At 38.0% G+C, this 13,657-nt stretch carries 8 protein-coding genes; 2 read left to right on the plus strand and 6 right to left on the minus strand.

Annotation, left to right across the window (positions count from 1 at the left end):
* The first annotated feature begins 158 nt into the window (after positions 1-158).
* Both G8761_RS27885 and G8761_RS17780 read left to right on the plus strand, forming a co-directional pair.
* A complete protein-coding gene (locus G8761_RS27885; RefSeq protein ID WP_166029100.1) occupies positions 159-1,031 on the plus strand; it encodes a LysM peptidoglycan-binding domain-containing protein in 873 nt (290 codons plus the stop codon).
* 75 nt (positions 1,032-1,106) lie between these two features.
* Complete coding sequence (locus G8761_RS17780; RefSeq protein ID WP_166029103.1) at positions 1,107-1,697, plus strand: hypothetical protein; 591 nt, start codon at positions 1,107-1,109, stop codon at positions 1,695-1,697.
* A gap of 109 nt (positions 1,698-1,806) precedes the next feature.
* Here the strand turns inward: G8761_RS17780 and G8761_RS17785 are convergent, their stop codons facing one another.
* The 6 genes from G8761_RS17785 to G8761_RS17810 form a co-directional block, all read right to left on the minus strand.
* A complete protein-coding gene (locus tag G8761_RS17785; protein ID WP_166029105.1) occupies positions 1,807-4,158 on the minus strand; it encodes a carboxypeptidase-like regulatory domain-containing protein in 2,352 nt (783 codons plus the stop codon).
* A gap of 273 nt (positions 4,159-4,431) precedes the next feature.
* Entirely contained in the window at positions 4,432-6,081 is a 1,650-nt protein-coding gene (locus G8761_RS17790) for a methyl-accepting chemotaxis protein (RefSeq protein WP_166029107.1), read from the minus strand.
* Positions 6,082-6,101: 20 nt separating this feature from the next.
* Positions 6,102-7,079: a BMP family lipoprotein gene (locus G8761_RS17795; RefSeq protein ID WP_166029109.1), complete on the minus strand. Its 978-nt coding sequence runs from the start codon at positions 7,077-7,079 to the stop codon at positions 6,102-6,104.
* Positions 7,080-7,611: 532 nt separating this feature from the next.
* Positions 7,612-8,577 carry a substrate-binding domain-containing protein gene (locus G8761_RS17800; protein WP_166029112.1) on the minus strand — a complete coding sequence of 322 codons (966 nt, stop codon included), beginning with the start codon at positions 8,575-8,577 and terminating at the stop codon, positions 7,612-7,614.
* Positions 8,578-8,641: 64 nt separating this feature from the next.
* Positions 8,642-10,267 carry an alpha-glucosidase gene (locus G8761_RS17805; RefSeq protein ID WP_166029114.1) on the minus strand — a complete coding sequence of 542 codons (1,626 nt, stop codon included), beginning with the start codon at positions 10,265-10,267 and terminating at the stop codon, positions 8,642-8,644.
* Between the two features lie 60 nt (positions 10,268-10,327).
* Positions 10,328-13,642, minus strand: a complete 3,315-nt coding sequence (locus tag G8761_RS17810) for a GH36-type glycosyl hydrolase domain-containing protein (protein WP_166029116.1) — start codon at positions 13,640-13,642, stop codon at positions 10,328-10,330.
* Between the last annotated feature and the right edge of the window lie 15 nt (positions 13,643-13,657).

Here is a 13,657-nt window from a genome sequence, read left to right on the forward strand (position 1 = left end):
AAGACTGCAGGTCTTTTTTATATTTCTAACTTTGCATACTGCCTTTTTTTGGAAATTAATGTTTTGAGTATAAAAGTCCTATTTTTCCACCTTTCCTGCCATGTTAATATGTCATTGGAAGAAGATTTCCAAATAATAAAATGACAAGGGGACTTTACGTGATCACAAAAAAATCCATAGCTGCATCTGTTCTTGCCACTTCCTTCATTTTTTCAGGCGGTTTACTATCTGTACCTTCTATTACACATGTTTCCGCTGCCCAGACAACAAATTATCAAACACAATTGAATACGTTCTCATCTTATTATGCAGGAATTTTACGAACTCTGGACAACTATTCAAATAAACTGGACAAGGCAAAAACCGAAAAAGAAGCCATGGATATTTATGACCAGTACCTCACATACTTTGAAAAAGTATTAGATACAGAAGCCCCAATCAAAGGTTATACCTCCGAAATCCAGCAGATGGATGAATATATTTATAACAGTTTAATAGAAATGTATAATTTTGAGGTTGACACAATCGATTATGAAAATGGCGACCTTTCTGCAGCAGATTATAAAAAAGCTTATCAAAATATGACCAGCTATGTGGCTACACAGGACACCCTTTTCAAAAAGGCCGCTGCATCCTATAAAGCCAAGTACAAAGTTACTTTTGGCAAAGACATGCTCTATCTCCTTGACCAAAGTGCAGATTCAGAAGTACCACCGATCCAAGGGAACACATATACAGTGAAAAAAGGCGATACACTTTACAGCATTTCCAAAAGAAATAAAACCACTGTCAGCACGTTGAAAAAGCTAAACAATCTTAAGAGCGATTTTATAAGAGTGGGACAGGTAATCAAACTGCCTTCAGCGCCTGTTAACACTCCAGCTCCTTCTGCTGCTTATACTGTTAAGAAAGGCGATACACTTTACAGCATTGGCAAAAAGGTAAAGTTATCTGTTGCTGAACTTAAGAAATTTAACAACCTGAAAAGTGACCGGATTTATCCTGGGCAAGTGCTTAAACTGAAAAAGTAAACTATTAAAAACTGCCGAATCTAATCGGCTGTTTTTTTTGTATAATCTAGTTACATTAAACAAAGGTCGTGTGGTATGAAATCACGTAAACTGCTTATCTTATCAATCATCAGCAGTATTTTTACTATTCTATATGAGGTTTACCAATGGAAACTCGTAGATCTTTTATCTCCGTTCATCGCACCCTTTCTGTGGCTTTTTCTATTCGGCTTTTTTGCTTTTGTTACTTTTAAATCCTTTAAACATCTTTTTAAACGCAAAGATTGGATACCATCTATAATCCAGACTGTCACCCTCCTTGTCATTATTTTCTTTCCATTTACTAAGATGACTCTTGATATGGATTTTAAAATGAATAAGCATGAGAGGGAGAAAGTAGTTGAGATGGTCCAAAATAACAAACTTAAGCAGGAGGACCCCGAATCAACTCTTATCCAATTGCCACGGCAATATAAACATCTTTCTAAAGGGGAAGGAGAAATAGTAGTTGAAAAAGCAAAGAACGCTAACTACATACTATTCTTTACATACAGAGGAATTCTGGATAATTTTTCTGGCTTTGTCTACTCATCAACAGGACAAAAACCCTCCCGTAATGCTTTTAATGGTGATTTTAAAGAGGTTGAAAAGCTAGATAAGCATTGGTACTTTGTTGGCTCATATTAGCAAGGGGGCACACTATAAACTCTGGGCGGAGGATTTAGCTGCTGGCTGACCAAAATCCGGCATATTAAAAAGGGCTTGGAAAATTCCGAGCCCTTTCTAATTCTATTTTCTATTGCCATCCATCCTGCAGGTTAAGGTCGAGGGTACTAACTTCCTCGCCGCTTACAAAAAGCTTACCGCCTTCAATGGTAAATTCTTTATCAAAATTATATATAGCGTCATTTTTATACTCTTGAACAAATGCAATTTTATATTGTCCATCCGCGAGGCGTCCTTGATAGAAGCCGTTTTGTATCCAACTAGAAGCAATCGGCGTTCCGTCGTAGGAACTAATAGATATATAGCCCTCTGTTACAAGTTCTTGACCATTTTTAACAGTACCCGAAACCGTTACAGCGGGTACCTGAATATCAAGCTTCTCTGTCTGCACACCATTAACATATAACTGGCCTGACTTTATACTAAATTCAGTACCCGAATTAAATGTTGTATCATCATAGAGATATACGTCGTTTACCTTGTAAGCCCCATCTGGCAAACGAAATTGGAATCTGCCTTCCTCATTTGACTGGCCCCACAGCCAAATAGGATTATCAGCATCATTCATTTCCGAAATAGAAAGCCCACCCATTACAGGACTTCCCGATTCTGTAAGTGTCCCCGTCAATGTGATCGGAGGAACTGAAATTTCCAGTTCACTTTGCAATTGGCCATTTTCATAGGTTTTTCCATCAACAATAGAGAATGATTGATTTATATAGCCCATAGTTCCATCCTCAAGGTCAACCTCATTTACTGTATAATCCCCGTCACCCAGGCGCATAGTAAAGGTGCCGTCACTATTAATACTCTTATAGGAGTAAAAACTGTTGTCAGCAGTACTAACAGCGATAAAGCCACCCGTTACAATTGCGTCTCCATCTTTAACTAAAGCATGTAAACTAACAGGCGGAATCTGAAGCTCCAAAAGGGACTGCTCTTTTCCGTTAACAATCAATTTGCCATTGATAATATCAAAAGTGGCTGAGAATGCAACTTCCTGGTCTTCCTCAAATAAATAAGCACCTGTAACTTTATAGTTTCCGTCTGTTAAACGTAAGGAGTAAATCCCTTGCTCATTTGTTTGAGCAGAATACCATTCATAATTTCCATCCTCAGAAGACTTTTCAATATCCACAGCACCCTGAAAGGAAGTCCCCGAGTCTACCAGTTTTCCGCTAAAGGTAACAGGTGGCAGCTTAATGGTTAATGCTGATACCACATGCCCATTCTGCACAAGTTTTCCATTATGAACTTCAAAAGAAATATTTACAGGCGTACCGCGATATTGTTCATCAACATAGGTGGCAGCATAAAAGCCATCCTGAAATCTATATTGAAATGCTCCCTTGGAGTCAACAGGCGTTCCTATCCAAATATCCTCACCAGCGGCTGTCCTACCCTCAAAATTTACATAAGCATTCGTTACTGGTCTCTTCCCATCAGAAAGAGTACCTTTGACGTTTAGATCTGGAACCTTTATTTGAAGCGAGGAAACCTTTACTCCATTAATATAGACCTTGCCTTCTTTTACTTCAAAGGTTGTAGCTGGCCATGCCGAATAGGTTTGGTGATCAATACCTATGGTATATTTCCCGTCAGGGAGCTTTCTTAAAGCAAATTCTCCTTGATTGTTACTTACAACATACTGAATGAACTCTGTATCATATTCATTTTCGGAAAGAAGCCTTTCTAAAACTATACCTGCTTCCGTTAATGGTTTGGAGGAATCTCCGACCATTCCTTTAATTGAATTAACAGGAATGTTAATAGATAGGCTTGTTTGTGGCTCGCCGTCTACTAACACTTTTCCAGCTTCCACTGTGAATCCCAACTGATAACGATAGAATCCATTATCAATCTGAATTCCAAACAAATAGTAATTTCCGTCCGGAAGGGAAGCAGAAAAACTTCCATTGCTTTTTGAAGATACAGTATAAATTTCTTCCTCTTCTTCACTATATTTTGAAATAATTAAATCTGCTTTTAAACCATTGCTGCCTTCCTTTAATACACCATTGAAATTACTTGCTTCTGCTGAAGGCTTCTTCGACTGTTCCTTTTTGGAAAGGGGGATCTCGCCTTCTTTTAACCCTTTAATCTTACCTTCTTTTACAACAAAATTTTTATTAGTACTATACCAGGCGGTCGTTTTACCTTTTACACCTTTAACAGTATATGTTCCATCCTTCAAATTTGTCTTAAAGGACCCGCTGCCATCAGTCATAATAGGAATCCATTTTCGGCTTCCCTGTTCGCTTACCATAACTAAGGTGTTTTTTAAGGGAGCTGCCTTCTCTTTAATTGTCCCCTTTACCAACTTTGAAGGTACGTCCTTTATTGCTGCTGCATTTGCATTACCAATTGCAACGCTCAATACCATGAACATTAACAAAAACAAGTGAATTGCCTTTTTACCCATTCCTTTTCCCCCGATTCATAAAAGTAAAAAATAATAGCCTTCTACTAGAAAACTATTATTTCCTCCAAGTAAATATATTCATTTTACATTAATTAACATCCTTTTAACTTTTTACCAAAAATACTTTTTCCTTCTACAATATTCCCCTTGACTTCGCCCATCCTTCTTTACTTACAACAAAAAAGCAGCGAAACATAATATCGCTACTTTAAAAAAACTATATAGGTCTTTAAAAATTGTTGTCGCGAATTCTCTTTAGAAATGGCCCACTGATCAAAGTTTAAATTTCGCGATAGTTGTTTGTAATTCTTCCGCTAAGTGAGCTAAAGATTGAGATGCAGCATTTACTTCCTGCATAGTGGCTAATTGCTGTTCTGATGCAGAAGCTACTTCGAGTGTGTTTTTCGATGTGTGACTGGCAACCGTGGCCATTTCATTAACAATCACTGCAACTTCTTCTGAACCAGAACTGATTTCTTGTGACACAGCAGAAATACTATTAATTTGTTCACCGATTTCATCCATTGAATTAAGTATTTCCGTAAAAGCTGTTTCTGTATTATGAGCAATACCCAGACCATCTGAAACTTTTTCTTTAACATCATTAATCGATTTTACCGTTCCATCTGTGTCTACTTGGATTTCCTTAACAAGATTTGAGATTTGGCCTGAGAACCTGCGAGTCTGTTCGGCTAATTTCCGTACTTCATCTGCAACCACTGCGAAGCCTTTACCAGACTCCCCTGCTCTTGCAGCCTCAATTGCTGCATTCAAAGCAAGCAAGTTAGTTTGGTCTGATATCTCCATGATTAACATGACAATTTTTCCTATATCGGATGAGTGAGAATGTAATTTTTTCACTTTCTCATCTGTTACAATTACTGAATCATGAATAAAGGTCATTTGCGATAATGTTTCCTTTACAAGACTTGCTCCATTAGTCGCCATTTGATTAGTGGAATGGGATAAGTCGGAAACTGACTCGACGCTTTCTGCTATCCTCGCAATTCCAAGCACAGTTTCTTCAACAGCCCTGGCAGATTCCTTAGATTTGGAGGTCTGTTGTTCCGCTCCTATTGACACCTGCTGAATAGCCGTTGTAATTTGTTCCGTACCTATCATGGTTTCATCAGCACTGGCCATTAATTCTTCTGCGGAAGCAGCAACTTGAGTAGCACTTATCCCAACCTGCTGAATTACTTCCCGGAGATTATTACTCATTTTTTGAAAGGCAAGGTTAAGACTATATATTTCATCCCTGCCTTTTACTTCGATTTCATTTACCGCCAGATTCCCCTGAGCAATTTCCTCGGCATTTTCCTTCAATCGGGTAATAGAGTTCACAATATTTCTTGTCAGTAAAACAGAAAATGTTCCACTCCCAATAACAAGTATTACTACTGCAATAATCGAAAACATGATGATTGAACTAATTTTACTCTGCAAATCATTTTGCATTTGCTCATATTGAATATTAATCATTCTCTTTAACTCATAAACGTCGTTAATAATTCCTTTTGTCCGAAGGGATTGGCGTTTCACCTCTGCCTCATTAGATTCAACAACCGCCTTTTTGGCTTCTTTATAAAGCTCCACATATTTTAAATCGATTCTATCAACTAATTTTCTTTGGTCAGGATCTTTGATGTTTTTATTTAAATTCCCCTGACTAACTTTTGTATTATCCAAATCTTTATTTACATCTACACTATTACTTGCAGACATATTCAAAGAATAGGAGCTTAAAGATTTCTGTAAACTATTTATTTGACCATTTAATGTTTCGACCATTACTAATCTATTTACTATTTCATTCGTTGAAGAGTTTAATGATTTCAATTGAACGATGTTATAAGCAATAATGACAACAGATAACATCAAAGGGATAATAGACATTAATAAAATTTTCTGTTTTAAGCGCATTACTCAATTACCTCTCAATCTTACGGTTCAATGGTAAGTGAACCAGATTCTAATTTTTCCTGCTGTGTTTTTAAAATGCTTTTTTCTTCCGCTGAAAGAGAAATAATACGAATAGGTGCTAGCCCAACGCCATTCTCTTTTATACCAAGTACCATATGCTTTCTCGTTAATGTATGGTTTGTTTTTAATTCTTTAGCCACATTGTATACGGCCACATCTATTTTCTTGAGCATTGAGGTGGTAACTGCTTTTTCTGCTATATAAAATTGATCACTATCTACACCAAAACCAAATACTCCTGACCGCTGGGCCTCTAATAACGCTCCTACTCCAGTAAATCCCGCCGCAGGATATATATAATCCGCCTTTTTTTGAATCATACCTTTTGCAATCTGAGCTCCTAATTTATCATCACCAAAACTGCCAGCATAATTTGAAATAACAACAGCATTAGGGTTCGTTTGTTTTACCCCTGCTATAAATCCCTTTTCAAATTTCCTTATTAAAGGAACATCCATACCGCCCAAAAATCCCACCACATTACTCTTTGTTTTCATACCTGCAATTAATCCAAGTAAGTAGGAACCTTCCTCTTCCTTAAAGGTTAATGAGTAAATATTAGGTAAATCCGAAACTCCATCTATTAATAAAAACTTTTGTTTTGGATATTTTTTTGCTGTTTTCTCTAAAGCTTCTTGCATAGCAAAGCCCAAACCTATTATCAAATCATTTTTACTTTTAACTAAATCCTCCAGGCCCTTCTCGTATGTTTTTGTCTCTTTAATTTCCCGATAGTCAAAGGAGATATTAAGTTCATCCCTCGCTTTTTCCAATCCGGTAAATCCAGCATCTGAAAATGATTGGTCACCAAGTCCAACATCAGATAACATGATGCCAATCTTTACTCTTGGCTTACCCTCTGCCTTATCTTTATTAGAGTTTGAACAACCCGTCATAATTAACAAAACTGATAATAAAATGAACACTATTTTTCTCAACTTACTCTCTCCATTCAGCCTATAACCTCTACACATTTACAGAGATATACTTTTACTTTCACGCATTATATCGGTATAACATTAATGAAGTTGAGTAATTAGGAATTATTCTATCTTTTAAATTAATTCAAAACATTCTTTTTCTGTTTTCTTCATAATTATTGCTACTATCATTAGAAATAAATGTCTATCATTTGAGTCACTTCCATGCGATCATTGAATTCAAAAAAATGGATTAATCCTATTAGGACCAATCCATCAGTAATTTAATTACAATATCTCGAATGTATAATCTACGAAATAAATCTCTATATATAGAATAAAAAAAAACTGAGTACAGACGATTGAATAAGTCCTTTTAATCTTTGATTAGGAGCATTGGAAACCTCCAGAGGCTCGCGAACTAGAACAGTCCAATCTACTTCTTGATAGCCATTTCACTGTATGTAACACTTGATTTTCCATTTTGCCAATTTTAAATAAAAGTGGTTATAAAAAGCTTGTTGAATGACATTCAAGCAGAAGTTGGATATTAATTTGAATTTACTGAGTCTCCATCGATCAATGTGACATAAATACGTTCATGTTCTACAGGTTCATCAGCTAGTAGTTTAAGTAGGTGTTCAGCTGCTAAAGCTCCCCACTTTTGTTCAGAATAATCAATAGTTGCGAGCCGTGGTCGAATATATTGTGCAACCTCTATATTGTCAAATCCAATAATATGAATATGTTCTCCTACACACAAACCTGTTTTAGCTAAATAATTATACATACCAATAGCCATTTCATCATTAAGGCAAAATACAGCCACTGGCTCCGAATACTCTTTTACAATTTGTTCTGCAGCCCGTTCACCAGCTTGTTTATTAAAGTTTCCTTCAATTTGGACAAATTGAACATGCTCGTATCGCTTTACCGCTTGCCTTGCAGCTTGAAGGCGCTGATTGGAATCATAAGTGAAGCTCGGTCCAGTAACAGCGTAAATTTTACGGTGACCTTTCTCAATCAAGTAGTCAATTGCTAACGTAGCCCCCGCTTTATTATCCAGAAGCACTTGATTTATGTTAGGGTGCTTCAATTCACGATCCAAAACAACTAATTTATGCCCTCGGTTTGCGTAGTTAATTAATTCTTCACTTGAGAAAGTAGCATCTAGTATAATTGCACCGTCAATCATACGTTCCGGAAGAAAGCGATGAGATTCCCTTCCGGTGCAAACGATAAGTTCATATCCTTTCAGGCTTAAGGCTTCCTGCATTCCCTGTAATAGCTGTCCGTAAAAAGCACCGCCGTAATTGGTAAGAAAGACTCCAATAATTCTGGTTTCTTGTTTTTTTAGGGATCGTGCAGCTGCGTTTGGAATATAATTCAATTCATTGGCAATGGCAATAATTTTGGCTGCTGTTTCTTCTGTTACTTTTGGGTTGCCATTTAAGGCATATGAAACAGTTGAGATAGAAACGCCAGCCTTTTTAGCGATATCTTTTATACTTACCACTTTGTTCTCTCCTATCAGCTTATCGTAATAATTATTATACATTGTTCCAAGTTTAATAATTATATTAATTATTTATATTTGACTTAAAAACGATAGCCTCGTACGGGCGCAATTTCCCAATTAACGGGCTGGTTTCATAATTCTTTAGAAGTATTTCACCAGTTAGCAGAGTCTTTGTTAAGTCACAATCAATAATTTTATCGGTAAAATTACAAAAAACTGATACGCAATCGTTTTCCCATATTCTTTTGTATGCAAATAACTCCGGTTCAGTCTCTAATAAATTATAATCACCATAAACAATCAAATTCATATTTTTTCTCAGGAATATTAACTTTTGATAATATCGAAAAATAGATTGAGATGACAGACGGTCATTCTTTGCATTAATATCAACATAATTAGGGTTTAAGGAAATCCATGGGGTTCCTTCAGTAAAACCTGCCATAGGTGAGGAATTCCATTGCATAGGCGTCCGGGCATTATCCCTGCCTTTGGCATGAATTGAAGCAAAAATTTGTTCTTCTGTATATCCTTTTTGAAGCCGTTCCCTATACATTTGATAGGTTTCAATATCTCGATAAAAGGACAGGTCAGTAAAATGAACGTTGGTCATTCCAATCTCCTCTCCTTGATAGATAAAAGGGGTTCCGCGCATTAAATGTAGAAGTGTTCCTAGCATTGTTGCACTTTCATAACGATAAACAGAATCATTTCCCCACCTTGAAATAATCCTTGGCTGATCATGATTACTCCAAAATAGACTGTTCCATCCTTTAGCCTCTAACCCATTTTGCCAGTGGGATAAAACTCGTTTTAAGTCATTTAGATCTAATGGCTTTAAATCCCATTTTTGTTTGCCAGGTTCTTCATCAAGGGCTATATGCTCAAATGAAAAAATCATACTTAGTTCCTTTTGGTCTGGATCAGTATACAAAAGAGCCTGTGATAAATCAGCTCCCCCGGTTTCACCAACTGTAACGACCTCCTGTCCCTGCAGAACTTTTTTGTTCATCTCTTGTAGATATTTATGAAGGAGGGGGCCATTTGCAATTATATTAGAGTCAATTTCTTTTCCAATTAAATCAATCACATCAAAGCGAAATCCCTTTATTCCTTTATTAATCCAAAACTTCATCACTTCATACATAGCCCTGCGGACGGGCGGGTAGTGCCAGTTTAAGTCAGGCTGTTTCTTACTAAACATGTGTAAAAAATATTGATTGGTCTCGCTGCTATATTCCCAAGCACTTCCACCAAAAATAGACCGCAATTCACTTGGAGGCTGTTCCCCTTTTCCATCCCGCCACACATAATAGTTTCGGTAAGGACTTTTTATATCTCGGCTGGCCTCGATAAACCATGGATGTTCGTCGGAGGTATGGTTGGCCACTATATCCATCATAATTCCAATTCCTCGTTGGGAAGCTTCAAAAATCAGCTGGTCCATGTCTTTCATGGTTCCATATTCGGGATTAATAGAGTAGTAATCACTGATATCATACCCGTTATCATCATTTGGCGAGGCATAGACAGGACAAAGCCAAATGATATCCACACCTAGTTCTTGAATGTAATCAAGTCTCGAAATAATCCCTTGAAGATCCCCTATTCCATCTCCATTTGAATCTTGAAAACTTCTAGGATAAATTTGATAGACAACACTTTTATGCCACCATTCAGGCTTCATATGGACACTCCCTTTTTAAAAATAAGAAAAGCCGCGGTCAACCTCTGACCGCTGGCCTCTCTACATATAAATTTCAATTGTATGTTCACTATCAGCCAACAGCTGTTGAAGCTCCTGCTTTGCAATTCTAACTCCCGTTTGGCGGTATCGGTTACCGATTGTTTCAACGGAAGCCTCATTACCATTGATGACAACACGTCTCACGGCATTACCTTCAACGTGATAGATAAAGGTCACCGGTTGATTTTTCACCGTAAATTGGAATTCAAGTCCATCGAGGTCCTGAGAGAGAACTGGGTCAATAATCAAATCCTCCCCGTCCAAACGAATCCCAAGACTGTTTGAAATCAACTGGTTCATATAAATTCCAGGGCCGCTTGAGTAAATGCGCCAGCCGCCTTTTACCGGTACAGTGCCTTGACGAAGCTGTTCAAACTGCTCTCCGGCATCATAACGGGTATTAAATTTGCCATCAGAGCTGCTAAAATAAGCGTTGCTTTGTCTCCGCTCTGCATTTGGAACTACCTCTTGAATGCCGATAGGATTAATAACCTCTAATCCCTTCCAAACTTCCCCGGCCTTTCCAAGCTTCGCCATTGCTTCAATAAAGCGAATATGGGCGTGCACATATTGAAGACCGACTTCACGGCCAAAATTGGATGCTTGTTCAGCCCGTTTAAAGTGAGTGCTGACACCGCCAGCATAGTTAGCAGGACGGTCCATTAAGCGGACACCATCTGGATGGTAAAGCTTCTCTTTAATTATTTGATAATGAGATTCCGCACTTTCTGGTGTTAAAAGCTCGGAAATAATGCCGCGATTCATCGGAAGAAGACGATAATGAACGCCTGTTTTCTCATCAGTTGGATGAAGCATCAATTCGGCTTCACCTGGCTTTTCCATATAGACAAATCCAGGAAGGACGTCTGTTTGCAGCATATATTTATTAAAATCAGCTTCAATTCCTTTAGCTAACGCTTGAAGCTCCTTCGCTTCTTCCTCGTCTATATCCACCATTATCTGTGAGAGCTGGTTTAGAACCTGGTATGCCAGTGCAACTGTCCAGCCGCTCACCATATATTTTTTCAAGTTGGCATTGGCCGGTTGCAGGGTATCATCCCAATCCCCATCTCCATAAGAGGATAAATAGGTATCATGAATGAAATGACTTGTAATATAAGAAATTTCTTTTTTCGCATGTTCAAAAATCGTAGCATGTTCTTCGGTAAACTCGAAGCTTCCCTTCTTTGTAAAAGGAACCTTTTCTTTCAAAATCCCAAAATCCTTGGTAATTGCTAGATAATCACTCAATACCTTTAACGGCCAAACAATGATATCGCCGTGGCTATCCTCTTGTTGGATTCGATAATATTGATCGAACATGAACCATTGTGGCCAGTTGCCATCATCCTCATATTGATGGGAATAAACGGTCTTAATGATTTCACGTACGGAATCATATTTTTGTGTCGCAAGGAAGTATTCAGACGGTCCTTGGCAGACATCACGCGTACCCCATGCAGCTCCGCCATATTGTTCCAGTCCATGAGGAACGGAGTAATGAACGAGCATATTATGCGTATACCACCATGCTAAGTCATTGAATTTCTCCATTTTTTCATTCAAGCTTAAATGGAACCCATTCATTAAAGAACGGTAAAATTCACGGTATTTAGCGATTTCTTCTTCCATTTCGATCGGAGCAAATGGCAATTTTTCACCGCGGAGAAGGCCTTGAATGGTCATCGTCCATTCAGAAGTTCCGCCTACTTCAACCACTAACAGAGATGCTTCAGCTAAAGGCTGCTCATCCTTAACCTCAATCTTGGCACCTGTTACTTGCATGCGATAACGAAGATTTGGATAAACTTTTGCACTGTCGGAATTCTCATCAGCAAACACAGAAATCACTTGGTCGTCCAATTTGAATTCGAATCCTGTCTCATACTCGTTATTGTTCATTGAAACCTGATTCGTAACGAGGTAACGATAAGACTTCCCGCTTATAGAACGCACAGTCAATTGCAATTCAGGTGTATCCAGTGTTGTAAAGTTGGTAATAACGAACATTTCATCTGCAGTCTTGTAAAACCAACGGGCATAGTTAAAACCAAGCTCAAACATAGACGGCATGGTCAATAGGCGGAAAGCTCCATCGATTTCAACATAAATCCGCTGGCCGGAAGTTTTCATCACGTTCAGTGCATTTCTAGCATTGGTCAACATTTTATTAAAAGAAGTATTACCAACAACCACCTGTGAGTTAAAAATACCGTACATATAAGAGGTAGTTGTTAGTACATCCTCTCTCATTTTTGCATTATTGCCGGTCATAAGAATGTGACCATGCGGACGTTCAACAATAAGTTCTTTTTCCTTTAAAATCACATGTTCATGTGTGTCTGTGAAGAAGGATAATAGCGAATCTCCTTCCCGTTCCTCTTGATGACGTTCTGGATATAATTGGTTAATTTCCTCAAGAGTCATTGAAACGGTCTGTAACGGGGCTTCAATAGGAGTCACCAACTTTACTTGTTCCACCCTATGAGCTGCTTGTTGATTGTGCGCCTTAACTTTCATCCAAGCCTCTGTAACTTCTATTTCAAACTCTAATTCGGTAATAGCCGCATCATGGTTTTCTTTAAAAAGACTATAGAAAACAAATTGGGCTTCCCCTGCTAAATGAATCCGTTCAGACTGTAAGGCAGTATAAGCAAATTCATATTGATATACATCATTAGAAAGCTGTTCCTTTGCTAACACCTCAGGCTCATTCGTTTCTTTATACGACAGCCCAAAAAATTGAAATCCATCAGTGGAAAAACCAGTTGCATTTGTTAATGCGCCTTGCTGCATATACGGGAACATTCCGTGCTGCGGCTGGTTCTGACGGGAACAAACGATGTACCCTTTATGAGCATGATCAAAAACCTTATGGTCAATATATTGGGATAAAAAGGCCTCATTGGAGCGAACCGCCCCTTTTTCCGCTAAGCCTAAGTCCTGCCCGTAAATAACGTCAACTACTGCATCCTCACCTTTTAATGTCACATCCCAGAACCAAACCCCTTGGTCCGTCAAAGAAAAGACAACTTTATACTCGATTCCCTTCACATTTCCCTGTGAGATCACACTTGTTTCGGTATAACTGACTTTACTGTTAGAATGGACCCCCAACAAAGGAAAGGCTTGAACCTTTCCTACATCATGAATACGTAAATAGAGATTATTTAATGAACCATCAATCGGATTGGCTATCCATTGATTTAGCATAATGTTTTTATATGCAGCTTCAAAAATATCCCCAGTGTTTATAAAGGTAAACTGATAATTCCCTTTTTTTATATGAAACTTTGAATCTGTCGTCGCTGTCATATTGTTCTCCTCACT

This window comes from Neobacillus terrae (assembly GCF_011393025.1).
In the GTDB taxonomy this organism is placed as follows: Bacteria; Bacillota; Bacilli; order Bacillales; family Cytobacillaceae; genus Neobacillus_A; species Neobacillus_A terrae.

What these genes read in the sequence shown, in the direction of transcription:
- G8761_RS17780 (WP_166029103.1), top strand. Translation starts at nt 1,107, where the DNA reads ATGAAATCACGTAAACTGCTTATCTTATCAATCATCAGCAGTATTTTT.
- G8761_RS17785 (WP_166029105.1), bottom strand. Translation starts at nt 4,158, where the DNA reads ATGGGTAAAAAGGCAATTCACTTGTTTTTGTTAATGTTCATGGTATTG.
- G8761_RS17790 (WP_166029107.1), bottom strand. Translation starts at nt 6,081, where the DNA reads ATGCGCTTAAAACAGAAAATTTTATTAATGTCTATTATCCCTTTGATG.
- G8761_RS17805 (WP_166029114.1), bottom strand. Translation starts at nt 10,267, where the DNA reads ATGAAGCCTGAATGGTGGCATAAAAGTGTTGTCTATCAAATTTATCCT.
- G8761_RS17810 (WP_166029116.1), bottom strand. Translation starts at nt 13,642, where the DNA reads ATGACAGCGACGACAGATTCAAAGTTTCATATAAAAAAAGGGAATTAT.